The sequence below is a fragment of the Pseudoalteromonas carrageenovora IAM 12662 genome (assembly GCF_900239935.1).
In the GTDB taxonomy this organism is placed as follows: Bacteria; Pseudomonadota; Gammaproteobacteria; order Enterobacterales; family Alteromonadaceae; genus Pseudoalteromonas; species Pseudoalteromonas carrageenovora.
In genome coordinates this window covers 3,578,010-3,594,759 of record NZ_LT965928.1, presented here as the reverse complement: position 1 = coordinate 3,594,759, position 16,750 = coordinate 3,578,010, and the positions used below count along the sequence as shown (strand labels likewise).

Sequence of the window (16,750 nt, the reverse complement as noted above, 5' to 3'; positions counted from 1 at the left end):
GCATAGCAAGGCAGCAGCGGCTCAGAGAGTTAAATAAAACTTCGGTTTTGAATCTTCTAAAAAGAAAGTTTAAAACAAAGTGTTGACTCGAAAAATAAAGGGTGTATTATTCGCACCCCTTGAGACGCTAAAGCGACTCAAAACGTTCTTTAATAATATAAAGCAATCATCTGTGTGGGCACTCGTACAGATTGAGTTCTAACAGCCAACCTACTTCGGTAGTGAGGCAAACAAATTAGAGTCTCAATTGAAACTGAGTGACCAACAGAATAATTACTTCGGTAGTTATTCAGCACAGTCAATTCAATATCGAAAGATATTAAATAAATTCAGAATTCATTGAGCTGTCGAAAGACATAAAACTTTTTAATTGAAGAGTTTGATCATGGCTCAGATTGAACGCTGGCGGCAGGCCTAACACATGCAAGTCGAGCGGTAACAGAAAGTAGCTTGCTACTTTGCTGACGAGCGGCGGACGGGTGAGTAATGCTTGGGAACATGCCTTGAGGTGGGGGACAACAGTTGGAAACGACTGCTAATACCGCATAACGTCTACGGACCAAAGGGGGCTTCGGCTCTCGCCTTTAGATTGGCCCAAGTGGGATTAGCTAGTTGGTGAGGTAATGGCTCACCAAGGCAACGATCCCTAGCTGGTTTGAGAGGATGATCAGCCACACTGGAACTGAGACACGGTCCAGACTCCTACGGGAGGCAGCAGTGGGGAATATTGCACAATGGGCGCAAGCCTGATGCAGCCATGCCGCGTGTGTGAAGAAGGCCTTCGGGTTGTAAAGCACTTTCAGTCAGGAGGAAAGGTTAGTAGTTAATACCTGCTAGCTGTGACGTTACTGACAGAAGAAGCACCGGCTAACTCCGTGCCAGCAGCCGCGGTAATACGGAGGGTGCGAGCGTTAATCGGAATTACTGGGCGTAAAGCGTACGCAGGCGGTTTGTTAAGCGAGATGTGAAAGCCCCGGGCTCAACCTGGGAACTGCATTTCGAACTGGCAAACTAGAGTGTGATAGAGGGTGGTAGAATTTCAGGTGTAGCGGTGAAATGCGTAGAGATCTGAAGGAATACCGATGGCGAAGGCAGCCACCTGGGTCAACACTGACGCTCATGTACGAAAGCGTGGGGAGCAAACAGGATTAGATACCCTGGTAGTCCACGCCGTAAACGATGTCTACTAGAAGCTCGGAACCTCGGTTCTGTTTTTCAAAGCTAACGCATTAAGTAGACCGCCTGGGGAGTACGGCCGCAAGGTTAAAACTCAAATGAATTGACGGGGGCCCGCACAAGCGGTGGAGCATGTGGTTTAATTCGATGCAACGCGAAGAACCTTACCTACACTTGACATACAGAGAACTTACCAGAGATGGTTTGGTGCCTTCGGGAACTCTGATACAGGTGCTGCATGGCTGTCGTCAGCTCGTGTTGTGAGATGTTGGGTTAAGTCCCGCAACGAGCGCAACCCCTATCCTTAGTTGCTAGCAGGTAATGCTGAGAACTCTAAGGAGACTGCCGGTGATAAACCGGAGGAAGGTGGGGACGACGTCAAGTCATCATGGCCCTTACGTGTAGGGCTACACACGTGCTACAATGGCGCATACAGAGTGCTGCGAACTCGCGAGAGTAAGCGAATCACTTAAAGTGCGTCGTAGTCCGGATTGGAGTCTGCAACTCGACTCCATGAAGTCGGAATCGCTAGTAATCGCGTATCAGAATGACGCGGTGAATACGTTCCCGGGCCTTGTACACACCGCCCGTCACACCATGGGAGTGGGTTGCTCCAGAAGTAGATAGTCTAACCCTCGGGAGGACGTTTACCACGGAGTGATTCATGACTGGGGTGAAGTCGTAACAAGGTAGCCCTAGGGGAACCTGGGGCTGGATCACCTCCTTATACGATTTAGAACTTATTTGTTCGTAGTGTCCACACAGATGATTGTTAGTTAGTACTGCTCTTTGAGCTTACTAATTAATATGCTCTTTAAAAATTTGGAAAAGCTGATAATAAAATTCTGATAAATATTCGTATTTATCAAGAGTTTTCAAAAGTAAAAAAGAATGATAGCAGTATCATTCAGTGCCATTTAATCACTCTTTGAGTTGATTGATTGGTATCTACTTTAGTATTCAATATTAACTTCTGGCGAAGTTAAACTGTCACGAACAAAGACCCGTTTGGGTTGTATGGTTAAGTGACTAAGCGTACACGGTGGATGCCTTGGCAGTTGGAGGCGATGAAGGACGTATTAACTTGCGATAAGCCTAGTCAAGCTAGTAAAAAGCGCTTGAGACTAGGATTTCCGAATGGGGAAACCCACCTGCTTGCAGGTATCGTTAACTGAATACATAGGTTAACGAGGCAAACGCGGAGAACTGAAACATCTAAGTACCCGTAGGAAAAGAAATCAACCGAGATTCCGAAAGTAGCGGCGAGCGAAATCGGAACAGCCCTTAAGCTTATTATGTGTTAATGGAAGGCTCTGGAAAGTGCCACGATACAGGGTGATAGTCCCGTACATGAAAAGACATTTTAAGTGAAATCGAGTAGGTCGGAGCACGTGAAACTTTGACTGAATATAGGTGGACCATCATCTAAGGCTAAATACTCCCAACTGACCGATAGTGAACCAGTACCGTGAGGGAAAGGCGAAAAGAACCCCTGTGAGGGGAGTGAAATAGAACCTGAAACCGTGTACGTACAAGCAGTAGGAGCCTACTTGTTAGGTGACTGCGTACCTTTTGTATAATGGGTCAGCGACTTATATTTTGTAGCGAGGTTAACCGTATAGGGTAGCCGTAGGGAAACCGAGTCTTAACTGGGCGATTAGTTGCAAGGTATAGACCCGAAACCCGGTGATCTAGCCATGAGCAGGTTGAAGGTTGAGTAACATCAACTGGAGGACCGAACCCACTAACGTTGAAAAGTTAGGGGATGACTTGTGGCTAGGAGTGAAAGGCTAATCAAACCGGGAGATAGCTGGTTCTCCCCGAAATCTATTTAGGTAGAGCCTCGGACGAATACTTACGGGGGTAGAGCACTGTTAAGGCTAGGGGGTCATCCCGACTTACCAACCCTTTGCAAACTCCGAATACCGTAAAGTAATATCCGGGAGACACACGGCGGGTGCTAACGTCCGTCGTGAAGAGGGAAACAACCCAGACCGCCAGCTAAGGTCCCAAAGTCATAGTTAAGTGGGAAACGATGTGGAAAGGCCCAGACAGCCAGGAGGTTGGCTTAGAAGCAGCCATCCTTTAAAGAAAGCGTAATAGCTCACTGGTCGAGTCGGTCTGCGCGGAAGATGTAACGGGGCTAAACTATGCACCGAAGCTGCGGATTCAACGTTTACGTTGAGTGGTAGGGGAGCGTTCTGTAAGCCGTTGAAGGTGTGCCGGGAGGCATGCTGGAGGTATCAGAAGTGCGAATGCTGACATGAGTAACGATAATGCGGGTGAAAAACCCGCACGCCGGAAGACCAAGGGTTCCTATCCCATGTTAATCAGGGTAGGGTAAGTCGACCCCTAAGGCGAGGCCGAAAGGCGTAGTCGATGGGAAACGGATTAATATTTCCGTACTTGGTATAATTGCGATGGGGGGACGGAGAAGGCTAAGCAAGCATGGCGATGGTTGTCCATGTGAAAGTGAGTAGGGCGTTTGTTTAGGTAAATCCGGACGAACATTAAACCTGAGACACGAGACGAGTCACCAAGGTGATGAAGTTGTTGATGCCATACTTCCAGGAAAAGCCTCTAAGCTTCAGATTATACCGAATCGTACCCCAAACCGACACAGGTGGTCAGGTAGAGAATACTAAGGCGCTTGAGAGAACTCGGGTGAAGGAACTAGGCAAAATCGTACCGTAACTTCGGGAGAAGGTACGCTCCTATCTGTGATGAGACTTGCTCTCTAAGCGGACGGGAGCCGCAGTGACCAGGTGGCTGGGACTGTTTATTAAAAACACAGCACTGTGCAAAATCGCAAGATGACGTATACGGTGTGACACCTGCCCGGTGCCGGAAGGTTAATTGATGGGGTTATCCTTAGGGAGAAGCTCTTGATCGAAGCCCCGGTAAACGGCGGCCGTAACTATAACGGTCCTAAGGTAGCGAAATTCCTTGTCGGGTAAGTTCCGACCTGCACGAATGGTGTAACCATGGCCACGCTGTCTCCACTCGAGACTCAGTGAAATTGAAATCGCAGTGAAGATGCTGTGTACCCGCGGCTAGACGGAAAGACCCCGTGAACCTTTACTACAGCTTGGCACTGAACATTGAACCTACATGTGTAGGATAGGTGGGAGACTTTGAAGCAGAGACGCTAGTTTTTGTGGAGTCGTCCTTGAAATACCACCCTTGTAGTTTTGATGTTCTAACGTTGGCCCCTGAATCGGGGTTACGGACAGTGCCTGGTGGGTAGTTTGACTGGGGCGGTCTCCTCCCAAAGAGTAACGGAGGAGCACGAAGGTTGGCTAAGTACGGTCGGACATCGTACGGTTAGTGTAATGGTAGAAGCCAGCTTAACTGCGAGACAGACACGTCGAGCAGGTACGAAAGTAGGTCATAGTGATCCGGTGGTTCTGAATGGAAGGGCCATCGCTCAACGGATAAAAGGTACTCCGGGGATAACAGGCTGATACCGCCCAAGAGTTCATATCGACGGCGGTGTTTGGCACCTCGATGTCGGCTCATCACATCCTGGGGCTGAAGTCGGTCCCAAGGGTATGGCTGTTCGCCATTTAAAGTGGTACGCGAGCTGGGTTTAGAACGTCGTGAGACAGTTCGGTCCCTATCTGCCGTGGGCGTTTGAGAATTGAGAGGGGTTGCTCCTAGTACGAGAGGACCGGAGTGAACGAACCGCTGGTGTTCGGGTTGTCATGCCAATGGCATTGCCCGGTAGCTACGTTCGGAACTGATAAGCGCTGAAAGCATCTAAGCGCGAAGCAGGCCTCGAGATGATTTCTCACTAGACTTTTAAAGTCTCTGAAGGGCCGTTGAAGACTACAACGTTGATAGGCAAGATGTGGAAGTGGTGTGAGCCATTAAGCTAACTTGTACTAATTACCCGTGAGGCTTAACCATACAACGCCAAACGCGTTTTGTGACAGTGAAGCGACAGAAGTTAATAACTAAAGTAGATATTACTTAAAGACTTAAAAAATATTATCAGATATTTTCCAGATTTAGTTAGTGCGTAGAAATACGAACTGACACCCAAATTTGCTTGGTGACAATAGCGTTTTGGACCCACCTGACTCCATGCCGAACTCAGTAGTGAAACGAAACAGCGCCGATGATAGTGTAGCATTTGCTATGTGAAAGTAGGACATTACCAGGCTTCAAATAAGAGAAACCCGTTACAGCAATGTAACGGGTTTTTTGCTGTCTGGGGTTTAGTAAATAGCCCATGCCAAACTCAGTAGTGGCCGCTCTCGTACATCCTGTACTCCACGGCATTTGTATTCCTATACATCAAACAAAACAGCTCGAAGGCGAGCCCCGCACAAGGCCGCCCCGACACAAAGATAGTGTAGCATTTCACTGTGACTCTCGAGCGCTGTGGGCACCATGACATTCTACTGCGTAGCGCACCGACTTCAAATTGTATAAAGCCCGACTAGCAATAGTCGGGCTTTTTTACGTCTGAAGAAAAGTAAAATACGCACACGTAATGTACACTCATCCAATACAATACCTATCGCGTAGGTCTGTAAGGCGAGCACTAAAAAACACATTGATTAAAATTTATAGTGCTCTTATTTCACGAGCTGGATTACCCGCTACTACCGTATTAGCCGTTACATTTTTAGTAACTACAGATCCCGCACCAATAGCACTGTTATCCCCAATAGATACATCCGCCAAAATAATTGCACCAGCGCCAATCCACACGTTGTCTCCTATTGTGATGGGTGATGCAAAGTTTTCTTTATTGAGTCGCTGTGTAGGGTTAACGGCATGGGATACCGCTAAGAGTTGAACGTTAGGACCAATTAAGCAGTCATTACCAATTGTAATTGAAGCTTCACTAATTGGGGCATCTAATACAGTACAGTTAATATTTATGAAGCTACGATCACCAATAGTTATTTGATTACCATAATCGCAATGAAAACCTGATTCTATAATTACCCCTTCACCGCATTGAGCGAATACCTCTTTAATACGTTTTAAATTGCCTTTACTTGGGCTTTTATTAAAGAGTCGGCATATTTCACCTGTTTGTTTACGTAGGGCTAAAAGCTCTTTGTTTAAGCTATTAAATGGCTGCATTATGGTTTCTTTGTTTAGTTAAAAGATGCTAAAGCTATTTTACCTTTATTATTACTTGTTGAAAGCTGCTTTATTTTTGCTCGTTCACTTGCCATTTAACTTGTTTCGTTTAAAATTGCACATCTTTCGAAACGAAACTTAATATCTTACTTTATGACTAAACGAAACACACAGCAGCGTCGCCATAATATATTGGCTCAAGTTAATGAGCTAGGTGAAGTGGCTGTTGAAAAGCTCGCTGAGCAGTTTCAAACATCTGAAGTAACCATTCGTAAAGATTTAACCGCGCTTGAAAAAAGTGGCCTGTTACTTCGCCGTTACGGTGGTGCTATTGCACTGCCTAAAGAAATTGTAAGTGATGAAATAGACTCTAAGCGCAAGGTAGCAATAGCTAAGGCTGCAGCTGCACTTATAAAAGATCATAACCGCATTATTATTGATAGCGGGCGTACTACGGCCGCCATGATCCCAGAGCTTGCAAATAAACGCGGGTTAGTTGTAATGACCAACGCGATTAAAGTGGCGAGCCGTTTACTATCACTTGAAAACGAGCCAACACTTTTAATGACTGGCGGAACATGGGATCCGCATTCTGAGTCGTTTCAGGGGCAAGTTGCCGAAAACGTATTATGCTCTTATGATTTTGATCAGCTATTTATTGGTGCAGACGGCATAGATGTAAAACGCGGCACGACTACTTTTAATGAGTTAGTTGGCTTAAGCCAAGTTATGGCAAAGGCCGCCCGTGAAGTAATAGTAATGGTTGAGTCAGATAAGATTGGCCGAAAAATACCAAATTTAGAATTACCGTGGAAAATAGTAACCACATTAATAACCGATACTGGCTTAGCAGATGATAAACGCAAAGCGATTGAGGCGTGTGGTGTAAAGCTAATTTGTGCAGAGATTATTGAATAGTAACTACAAAGCGAGTTACTAGAATTAAAAAATTAATGGAGACACTATGTGTGGAATAGTTGGGGCGGTTGCAGAACGTCCAGTAAACAAAATTTTAGTTGAAGGCCTTAAACGTCTTGAATACCGTGGCTACGACTCTGCCGGTGTAGCACTATTAGAAGGCTCTACGCTAAATACTGTAAAAGCAGTCGGTAAAGTTGTGAACGTAGAAGCCGCACTTGAGAAAGCAGGCGTTAGCGGTCATACAGGTATTGCACACACACGTTGGGCAACACACGGTAGTGTTACAGAAGAAAACGCTCATCCGCATGTATCAAACAACCAGCTAGCACTTGTGCATAACGGTATTATTGAAAACCATGCAAGCTTACGCGCATCACTTAAAGAAGAAGGCTACGAGTTCTTATCTGAAACCGATACCGAAGTAATGGTGCACTTAATTCATAAGCTTCGTAAGCAACACACTACGTTACTTGCATCTGTTCAAGCAGCTGTTAAGCAATTTGAAGGTGCATTTGGTACCGTTGTATTTGATAAAGCAAACGACAACGAAATCATCGTAGCGCGCTCAGGTAGCCCGCTTGTTATAGGTTTAGGCCTTGGCGAAAACTTTATTGCCTCTGATCAGCTAGCACTATTACCCGTTACTCGTAGCTTTATCTTCTTAGAAGAAGGCGACGTAGCCCGTATTACACGTGACACTGTTGAAATTTTTGATGAAAATGGCGACGCTGTAGAGCGTGAAGTTGTTGAATCAAACATCACGCAAGACGCTTCAGGCAAAGGCGACTACCGCCACTACATGCTAAAAGAAATTTACGAGCAACCACTTGCGGTACGCAATACCCTTGAAGGGCGTTTAAACGACGACCGCGTAGCAATTGATGCCTTTGGCGACAGTGCTCAGCAAATATTTAAAGATGTAAAACACGTACAAATTATTGCCTGTGGTACGTCATACCATTCAGGTATGGTTGCCCGTTACTGGCTTGAGCAATTTGCAGGCGTTAGCTGTAATGTTGAGATTGCCTCTGAGTTTAGATACCGCCAATCGTATGTACACGAAAACAGCCTGCTTGTGACTATTTCTCAATCGGGTGAAACTGCCGATACGCTAGCGGCATTACGCTTAGCTAAAGAGCAAGGTTACATGGCCTCAATGACCATTTGTAACGTACCGGGTTCATCGCTTGTACGCGAATCTGACCTTGCATTTATGACCAAAGCCGGCGCTGAAATTGGCGTAGCTTCTACTAAAGCATTTACAACGCAATTAGTTGGTTTGTTAATGCTTACTGCGTCTATAGCCCAAGAAAAAATGCTTGATCAAAGTGCCATTGTAAATGCTATAAAAGTACTACCTGCTAAGCTTGAAGAAACATTACTACTGGCTGATGGCATTGCAGACCTTGCAGAAGAATTTGCCGACAAGCATCACTCACTATTTTTAGGCCGTGGTTCGCAATACCCAATTGCAATGGAAGGTGCGCTTAAACTTAAAGAGATTTCGTACATTCACGCAGAAGCCTATGCAGCGGGCGAGCTAAAACATGGGCCACTTGCACTTATTGATGCCGACATGCCAATTATTGTTGTAGCGCCAAACAATGAGTTATTAGAAAAGCTTAAATCAAACGTAGAAGAAGTACGCGCACGTGGCGGCATTATCTACGTATTCGCAGATAAAGATTCACACTTTGAGTCAGACGACACAATGCGTGTAATCAACGTAAACCATACTGACGACATTATTGCGCCAATTGTTTACACACTGCCATTACAGTTACTGTCGTACTACGTAGCAGTAATTAAAGGTACCGACGTTGACCAACCACGTAACTTAGCTAAATCGGTTACGGTTGAGTAAGGTCAATTGGTTGGTAATTACTTGTTGAAGATTAAAGGCGCTTAATGCGCCTTTTTTTGTACCTCAAAGCCTGTTAGATTAAATAACACACTATTTTCTAAAGGATTAGTAATGCGTTTATTAACCGCTGTTTTTATATGTAGTTTATTTATATTTTATTCTAGTAGCACACTTGCAGAGCCTGATTTAAAACAGCAAACCATTAGCTATACGCAACAAATACATACTATTAATTCAGCAATTTTAAACGAAGAGCGCACAGTTGTAGTCCAGCTTCCAAAGAGTTATCAAGCTAATCCAAACAAAGTTTATCCGGTCATTTATCGCCTTGATGGTGCGGGTAACATACCGCTTATAAGTGCTGTGATGGAGCGCTTGCAAAATGATAATCGTGCGCCAGAGGTTATTATTGTCGCTGTTGAAAACACCAATCGACTCAGAGATTTTTACCCTACAGTGAATAAAGAGCCACAAGGCCCGGTAGGTGAAGGTGGTGGTGCAGCAAAGTTTTTAGTATTTATTGAGCAAGAACTTATGCCCTTAATTAATAAAAGTTATCGTACGCACAATTATAATGTGATTGCAGGGGCCTCTGCGGCAGGCGTGTTTGCACTTTATACAATGCAAGCTAACCAAGATCTTTTCCAAGCGCATATTGCGTATAGCCCAGCCGTTTGGTGGAACTATGGTGCGTCGGTAAAAGCAACTAAGGCCTTTATTAATAAATCAAAAAACCTAAATAACTATGTTTATATAAATATTGGTGAAGAAGCTGGCTTAATGCGTGAGCGATATAATGAGCTGCAGCAAGCTTTGCAATCTAATAGCTTGCCAAATTTACGCTTCTTTAGTGACGCGTTTGATGGTGTCTCGCATAACCTGACTTCGGTTGCTGGTTCATTTAATGCCTATCACAACTTATTTTTGCCTAAACAAATGCCCATAAGTGATTTAACTGACGATGTAACCTCTATTGATGCTTATTATCAAAACTTATCTCAACAATGGGGCGAGCAGACTGCGCCACCAGACCGTGCTGTTAGATCACTTGGTTATGACCTAACGGGCAGCAAGCAATTTTCCCGTGCTATTGAGGTGTTTAAGTACAATATAAAAAACCACCCAAAATCAGTCGATGCGTTTTCAGCCTTATCTTATGGCTATGAAATGCAAGGTGATACTCGTCAAGCGCTTGAACAGATGGAATCTGCTTTAGCCATTACAAATGACTCATATCCTTATATAAATTATTTAAGAGAAACAAAAGCTAGGTTACAAGCAGAACTTAGCAAGAACTAATAATATTGCTAACTTAGTTGTTGGCTTTTTATGAAAGCCTCTTTAAGTTTGGAGTGCTCACGGTGACAGTCAAATTTCCTCGAAGCTTGTAGCTCGACGCTCGCAGCCATTACTTAAACCACATTAAAATCACTAATCCCTACTTAATAAGCGCTAAATACGCTAAAATTACAGGCTACTATTTTAGCAATGAGCCCGTAATATTCATGACCTCAGCAACAAGCCCTAGTACCTTTAACGATCTTGGCCTTATTCCAGAGCTACAAGCTCGTTTAACCGATTTGGAATATAGCCAACCTACGCCAATTCAAGCTAAGGCGATTCCAAGTGTACTTGCTGGTAGCGATTTAATTGCGGGGGCAAATACTGGCTCAGGTAAAACAGCAACATTTGCTTTGCCTATGCTGCAAACCCTATTTTTAGAGCAAGGCGCTAAAAAAGCAGCGAGCAAAGGTAATTTTGTCACTGGGCTTATTTTGGTACCTACGCGCGAGCTTGCTACGCAGGTGGCCGATAGCGTTAAATCGTATTCTGCTAACTTTAATGGCGCGATTAAAACGGTGGCGGTATTTGGTGGTGTGTCGGTTAATACACAAATGCAGGCTCTACGCGGCGGCGCCGATATTATCGTGGCAACACCAGGGCGTTTGCTCGATTTAATCTCAAGCAATGCTATTAAGCTCGATAAAGTAACGACCTTAGTGCTTGATGAAGCCGACCGCATGCTAAGCCTTGGCTTTACCGAAGAGCTTGCCGAGCTGTTAGCGCTTATGCCTGCTAAAAAACAAACTATGTTGTTTTCAGCAACCTTCCCAGAGCAAGTCACACAATTAACGCAAGAGCTGTTAACCAACCCAGTTGAAATACAAGTTCAAAGTAAAGACGAAAGCACGCTTGTACAGCGCGTATTTACAGTTAATAAAGGCGAAAAAACTACGGTTTTAGCGCATTTAATTAAAGCGCATAAATGGCGCCAAGCGCTTATTTTTGTAAACGCTAAAAAAGACTGTGAGCACTTAGCAGGTAAGCTTGAAAAGCGTGGTATTAACGCACAGGTATTTCATGGTGATAAAGGCCAAAGTGAGCGTACTCGCGTAATAGAAAAATTTAAAGCGGGCGAAATCGAAGTACTTATAGCCACCGATATAGCAGCCCGTGGTTTAGACATTGCCAAACTGCCTGTTGTTATTAACTTTAACTTACCGCGCAGCCCCGCTGATTATATGCACCGTATTGGCCGAAGCGGCCGTGCCGGTGAAGTTGGCCTAGCGTTATCGTTAATTGATTACGAAGACTTTCATCACTTTAAAATAATCGAGAAAAAAAACAAACTGCGTTTAGAGCGTGAAGAAGTAACCGGTTTTGCGGTAAACCAAGCAAATCTTGATGCAGCACAAGCACTTAAAAACGATAAGCCAATGGCAAAGCCTGAAGGCACAGGTAAGAAAAAGAAGAAAAAATCCAACCAAGAAGATGACGTATGGAGTGGCTGGAGAAAAAAATAAGCTTTAACACTATATGAGTAATTAAATCATCCATTAAAAAACCCTGCACATTTGCAGGGTTTTTTTATTGGTATTAGCTTGTTTAGCTCTGCAGAAAATTAAAACTTAGACGGAGCTGGTGGCACCACTAAAGGTTGCTTAGGATTTTCTTTAAGCTCCTTTAATAACTCTTGTACAGCACGTTCTATTGATGGATCTTGGCCTTTATAAATAAGCTCTGGGCGATCAACCACTTTAATATCAGGAGCAACGCCTTCGTTTTCTATAATCCAGTTACCTTGGGTATCTAAAATACGGAATGTAGCAGCAATTACTTGCCCGCCATCTACAAGAGCAGGGTTGCCAGAAATACCAATTAAGCCACCCCATGTACGCGTACCAATTAGCTTACCTAAACCCGCTTGGCGGAAGTAGTAAGGAATTGCGTCACCGCCTGAGCTTGAATAGCCGTTTATTAGCATTGCTTTAGGACCGTCGTGTGCAAACTGTGGCGTTTTAGTCGGCTCGGTGCCTCGGCGTTTCCAATAGTTAAGTGGTTTACGTGCAAGCCAGGTGATCATATGCTCAGGAATATAGCCACCGCCATTGTAACGGTCATCAATAATCATGGCGTCTTTGGTGGTTTGCGGCATGTAATTTTTAAACATGGCGCGGTTACCTTCATACGCTGTATTTGGCAGGTGTACGTAGCCAATACGCCCATTTGATAGCTTATTTACGTAGGCTGCACGCGAGTTAACCCAACCTAAATAACGTAGGCCTTGCTCACTGGCTACAGGTTTTACTGTTACTTGCCACGCGCCTTTGCTACGCGGTTTACTGTTTAGCACCAGCTCCACTTGCTCGCCTTGGGTGTTTTCAAGGAGTTCGTAAAAGTTAGCCACGTCTTTAACCGAGCGGCCATTTACCGCAATTATGTAATCGCCGTTATGTGCTTTTACGCCTGTAGTGCCTAGCGGAGAGCGGAAATCGTCATGCCAGTTTTCACCTTTAAAGATTTGCTCTATTTTTACATAACCCGATGGATCGCTTGCAAGCTTAGCGCCTAATAAACCGTGGTTTTTACGCTCGGCTTTTGGCATATCGCCCGATTGCACGTAAATATGGCCTGAGTTAATTTCGCCAGCAATTTCGCTAAGTATATAATCAAGGTCGCTACGGTGGCTAATAGCATCAGCCATAGGTTGGTATTTAGCTAAAATAGCATCCCAATCTTGACCGTGATGGTTTTCGTCGTAGAACCAGTCACGCAATGTGCGCCAGCCTTCTACGTACATTTGTTGCCACTCAGCTTGCGGGTTGATTTTAAGCGTCATTTTGCTTAAATCGAGCTTGTTGGCGTCTAAGTCTTGCTTGGGTTTAGGCTCAATTAAGCTGTAACCGCCACTTGTATGTACAAGCAGGTGCTCGCTATTGCTCGATATAGTGTAATTGCTAACACCTTTAGCGACTGTTTCTAGCTCACTGTCGTGCTCGGTACCTATAAGTTGTAATGCGCCATTAGCAAGTGTAAGCACGCCGTCTTTTACTGCGGTTAAGCCACGGTAATCGCCCGCTGGCGCGTTAAGTGCGGTAACACGCTGCATAAAGTCGCTGCTTTGCAGTGCGTTTTTAACTTTTTTGTCATCTTCTTTTTCGTCTTCTTTATCTTTTACAATCGTGGTTTCGTCACTTTGTAAGGCGATAAGCGGTTTAACGCTGTCGTTTACTGCGGCCGCATAAATACGGGTGGCGCGGTTAAACATGTAGTCAAACTCGTAGCTGCTAAACGCAAGGTTAAAGTCGCGCTCAGAGCTGAAGTAAAGGTATTGGCCATCTGGCGAAAAGGTTGGGTTTTGCTCGTTACTCATTTCGTCTGTTAGGCGCGTCACCTTTTCTTTTTTAAGGTTGTAGTGCCACAGTGAGGCATAACGGTTTTCGTTATTTTTAACATACACAATGTCTTGGCTATTAGGCGACCACGTATACTGAGTAATGCCGTCTTCGTCGTAAATGCCAGTATCAATTTTGTGTTGCTTGCCCGATTTTGCATCTAACCACCAAAGTGTGTTGTTTTTATCTGCAAACAATAGCTTAGCGCTATCGGGTGACCAAATAGGCGTAAAGCGCCAAATGGTACCATTGCTAGTAAGTTGCTTAATGGCATTGTTTTTACTGCGATCTTTTAAGTAAATTTCGTACTCGCCGCTTTCATCGCTCATGTAAGCAATGTAACGCCCATTTGGCGACCAGCTTGCGTCTATTTCACGGCTCTTATCTGTGTACGATAAGTTACGCGTAGGGCCTTGTTTAACAGGTACACTAAATAGCTCGCCACGGGCTGTAAATACAGCACGTTTGCCATCGTGAGAAATCGACATAGAATCAATAAAGTCGCTCACATTTTTGCTATACGGCATAGCGTATTGGCGCACACCGGCAATATTAATGCTCAGCTTAGTGCTTTTTTTTGTTTTTGCGTCAAAGCGATATAAGTAACCGCCGTTTTCATACACAATTGCATTAGGGCCTGCTGAGGGCCAAAGTACGTCAAGGTTTTTATAATTAGTGAGCTTTTTAGGCTCGCTGCCTTTGCGGTATTGGTAAAGGTTTAGTGTGTAATCACGGTCAGATACAAAATAAATGTTGTCGCCAACCCAGGTAGGTTGCTGGTCGGTTGCACGGTTAGTGGTTAGTTGCTCTGAGGTGTTATTTTCTAAATCGTAAATCCATACGTCTTGCGCGCGGCCGCCACGGGTGCGTTTCCAGGTACGAAACTCACGGTCAATGGGCGTATAAACATACTTGCTACCATCTGGGGAGAGCATACCGCCGCCAGTTTCTGGAATAGCTAAAGGCTGCTCAAGGCCACCGTCGGCAGGGACCATATAAGGGCGACCCATACGTTTGCCCCATGGTGTGCGGTTTGCTCTAAACACCACATTTTTACCATCGGCGGTCCAATCTAAAACGCGGTAATCAAAGCCACCACGCGGCGGCATTGGGCCAACATCGTTGTAGTATGTAAGCTGCTTAAGGCCTGAGCCATCGCTGTTGATCACATAAATTTGGCGGCTGCCGTTATATTCGGCTGAAAATGCAATGCGCTTACCATCAGGAGAAAACTTAGGAAATGTTTCAAAACCAATGTGGTCGGTTAAACGTTTGCTTTCGCCGGTTTGTGTATTAGCAATATAAATATCGCCACTGTAAACAAAGGTCACGTTTTGGTTATGAATATCAGGAAAGCGTAGTAAGCGAGTGTCTTTAGTTTCATAGGCCGATACGCTCGGTGCGATAACTGCAGCCAAGGCAAGCGCCAATGTTGTTAATTTTTTCATGGGATTACATCCTATATTAATAGCTGTTACATCATAACAATAAGGTTATAAATAGCGATGCACTTGCGATAAAAGGTCTGTTACAAAATGTGAATAAAAAAAGGTTGGCATTAAAACGCCAACCTTCAAGGGAGTACTCTTTTTAAAGAGTGAAATTAGTGGTCGTGATCGTCTTCTTCTTCCTCTTGCGCAATACCAAGCCAAGTAATTGCACTAGGAGCAAAAGTAAGCTCAACCTCACTTTCAATTTCTAAGTCTTCAAGGTGTACTTGCACAACGTGCTGAGCAATAGGGTCCGCTACATAAGCAAACTGACCATTTTGCGCCACTGTCATGCTAAAGCTCATGCCCTCTGGCATGGTTGATACATCTTGCTCGGTAATATCAACTTGGCCTTCAAGCTCCCAATGCATTTCGCCATCATGGTCGTGTGCGCTAAATACATTTAAAAAACCTAAGCTGTCTAATATTAAAAAGTGCTCGCCATGGGCAGAAAAAGAGTACGACACAGCACTTGCGCCATCGGCTAGTTGCCATTCTAGTTCTTCCATTTGTGCTGTTGCTGGGTTAATAGTTACAATTACGGCTTCGCCGCCACCATGGCCAGATGCTACGCCAATAAAGGTCTCGCTATCTTCGTGGCCATAAATACTACCAATGCGTAAATCGCCAACGGCTGCAATGTTCGCTATTTTTTCAGCTTCGTATTCCTCATCGTGCTGGTGGGCTAATAACACACCATCACTACAGCCAAATGCCACGTAGTCGTGGTTTTGTGCTGCGCCGTGTAAATCAGGACAAGTCACGCTGAGAGTTTGCTCAAGTTCGTATTCACCATCATGAAAGTGATAAACACCTACTTGATCGGGCAGTACTTTAGCAACCGATGTGCTATCGGCATCATCGCGGCGAAGTGTTGACAATAAATGTTCACCGCGAGGCTCTGCTACACCGTGCATATTAATATCGTAGCTAATACCCGGTAGTGTTGTCGTTGCGCTGGTTATGTCGTTATCTGTTAATACTTCAACAGAGGCAACTGTGCCTGAGTCTGCATCACCATCGTAAAATATTGCTAATTGACCGTCGTGACTTACTAAGTGTGTAGGGCGACTACCACTTGTAAGCTCGTAGCTACTAAATGCAGGACTTTGTTTGTAATCATGCAAGTGCTCCCCGTGATCTTCGCGCCACAAGCCGCTATCAATAAACCCTAAATAATCTTGTGTACGATTGGCAATAAGCGCATAGCGAAAATCAGGCGAGGCTGCTAAGGTGTTTGAGTCATCATTTAATGTAAATGTATCAAGCAGTGTGTTGTCGTCTAAATCAAAAAAGCTTACTTCGTTGTTGTCATCTGCAAGTACAGCGAGCCTGCCTAAAGAATCAATTGTGTATCCGTCATCATGGTCGTGATCATCATCATCGCCATGGTCGTGCTCGTCTTCTACAACAATCGGATCTTTTTCTACAATGTTGGTTTCTGCATCGCCACAGGCTGTAATAAATGTAGTGCTAATAGCCAGTGCAATAAGCTTTAATTTGTATAGTTCTTTCATGTTAGT

At 44.6% G+C, this 16,750-nt stretch carries 7 protein-coding genes and 3 rRNA genes; 7 read left to right on the top strand and 3 right to left on the bottom strand.

The genetic code is table 11. The annotated features are described in order from the left end of the window. Nucleotides 1-367: 367 nt before the first annotated feature. The 3 genes from ALFOR1_RS16245 to rrf all read left to right on the top strand — a co-directional run bounded on the left by ALFOR1_RS16245 (nucleotide 368) and on the right by rrf (nucleotide 5,341). Nucleotides 368-1,903 (top strand): 16S ribosomal RNA (locus ALFOR1_RS16245). A gap of 292 nt (nucleotides 1,904-2,195) precedes the next feature. Then, nucleotides 2,196-5,085 (top strand): 23S ribosomal RNA (locus ALFOR1_RS16240). A gap of 141 nt (nucleotides 5,086-5,226) precedes the next feature. Then, nucleotides 5,227-5,341 (top strand): 5S ribosomal RNA (gene rrf, locus ALFOR1_RS16235). Together the 16S, 23S and 5S rRNA genes form the textbook arrangement of a ribosomal RNA operon. A gap of 407 nt (nucleotides 5,342-5,748) precedes the next feature. Here rrf and ALFOR1_RS16230 read toward each other — a convergent pair. After that, nucleotides 5,749-6,276: a sugar O-acetyltransferase gene (locus ALFOR1_RS16230; protein WP_104643580.1), complete on the bottom strand. Its 528-nt coding sequence runs from the start codon at nucleotides 6,274-6,276 to the stop codon at nucleotides 5,749-5,751. 153 nt (nucleotides 6,277-6,429) lie between these two features. On the opposite strand from ALFOR1_RS16230, the gene ALFOR1_RS16225 reads away from it, so the two are divergent. From ALFOR1_RS16225 to ALFOR1_RS16210, 4 genes are all read left to right on the top strand, one after another. Further along, nucleotides 6,430-7,194, top strand: coding sequence for a DeoR/GlpR family DNA-binding transcription regulator (locus tag ALFOR1_RS16225; RefSeq protein WP_104643579.1), 765 nt, complete (start codon nucleotides 6,430-6,432; stop codon nucleotides 7,192-7,194). Nucleotides 7,195-7,240: 46 nt separating this feature from the next. Continuing rightward, nucleotides 7,241-9,061 carry a glutamine--fructose-6-phosphate transaminase (isomerizing) gene (gene glmS, locus ALFOR1_RS16220; RefSeq protein ID WP_104643578.1) on the top strand — a complete coding sequence of 607 codons (1,821 nt, stop codon included), beginning with the start codon at nucleotides 7,241-7,243 and terminating at the stop codon, nucleotides 9,059-9,061. A gap of 111 nt (nucleotides 9,062-9,172) precedes the next feature. Then, a complete protein-coding gene (locus ALFOR1_RS16215) occupies nucleotides 9,173-10,360 on the top strand; it encodes an alpha/beta hydrolase-fold protein (protein WP_104643577.1) in 1,188 nt (395 codons plus the stop codon). 206 nt (nucleotides 10,361-10,566) lie between these two features. Further along, nucleotides 10,567-11,865, top strand: a complete 1,299-nt coding sequence (locus ALFOR1_RS16210; protein WP_104643576.1) for a DEAD/DEAH box helicase — start codon at nucleotides 10,567-10,569, stop codon at nucleotides 11,863-11,865. 98 nt (nucleotides 11,866-11,963) lie between these two features. Here ALFOR1_RS16210 and ALFOR1_RS16205 read toward each other — a convergent pair whose 3' ends face one another. Beyond that, nucleotides 11,964-15,185: a S41 family peptidase gene (locus ALFOR1_RS16205; RefSeq protein ID WP_104643575.1), complete on the bottom strand. Its 3,222-nt coding sequence runs from the start codon at nucleotides 15,183-15,185 to the stop codon at nucleotides 11,964-11,966. 155 nt (nucleotides 15,186-15,340) lie between these two features. Further along, on the bottom strand, nucleotides 15,341-16,744 hold the full coding sequence (locus ALFOR1_RS16200) for a 5-methyltetrahydrofolate--homocysteine methyltransferase (RefSeq protein ID WP_104643574.1): 1,404 nt from the start codon (nucleotides 16,742-16,744) through the stop codon (nucleotides 15,341-15,343). Between the last annotated feature and the right edge of the window lie 6 nt (nucleotides 16,745-16,750).

Coding starts and splice junctions, on each gene's coding strand:
- ALFOR1_RS16225 (WP_104643579.1), top strand. CDS start 6,430: ATGACTAAACGAAACACACAGCAGCGTCGCCATAATATATTGGCTCAA.
- ALFOR1_RS16215 (WP_104643577.1), top strand. CDS start 9,173: ATGCGTTTATTAACCGCTGTTTTTATATGTAGTTTATTTATATTTTAT.
- ALFOR1_RS16230 (WP_104643580.1), bottom strand. CDS start 6,276: ATGCAGCCATTTAATAGCTTAAACAAAGAGCTTTTAGCCCTACGTAAA.
- ALFOR1_RS16210 (WP_104643576.1), top strand. CDS start 10,567: ATGACCTCAGCAACAAGCCCTAGTACCTTTAACGATCTTGGCCTTATT.
- glmS (WP_104643578.1), top strand. CDS start 7,241: ATGTGTGGAATAGTTGGGGCGGTTGCAGAACGTCCAGTAAACAAAATT.
- ALFOR1_RS16205 (WP_104643575.1), bottom strand. CDS start 15,185: ATGAAAAAATTAACAACATTGGCGCTTGCCTTGGCTGCAGTTATCGCA.
- ALFOR1_RS16200 (WP_104643574.1), bottom strand. CDS start 16,744: ATGAAAGAACTATACAAATTAAAGCTTATTGCACTGGCTATTAGCACT.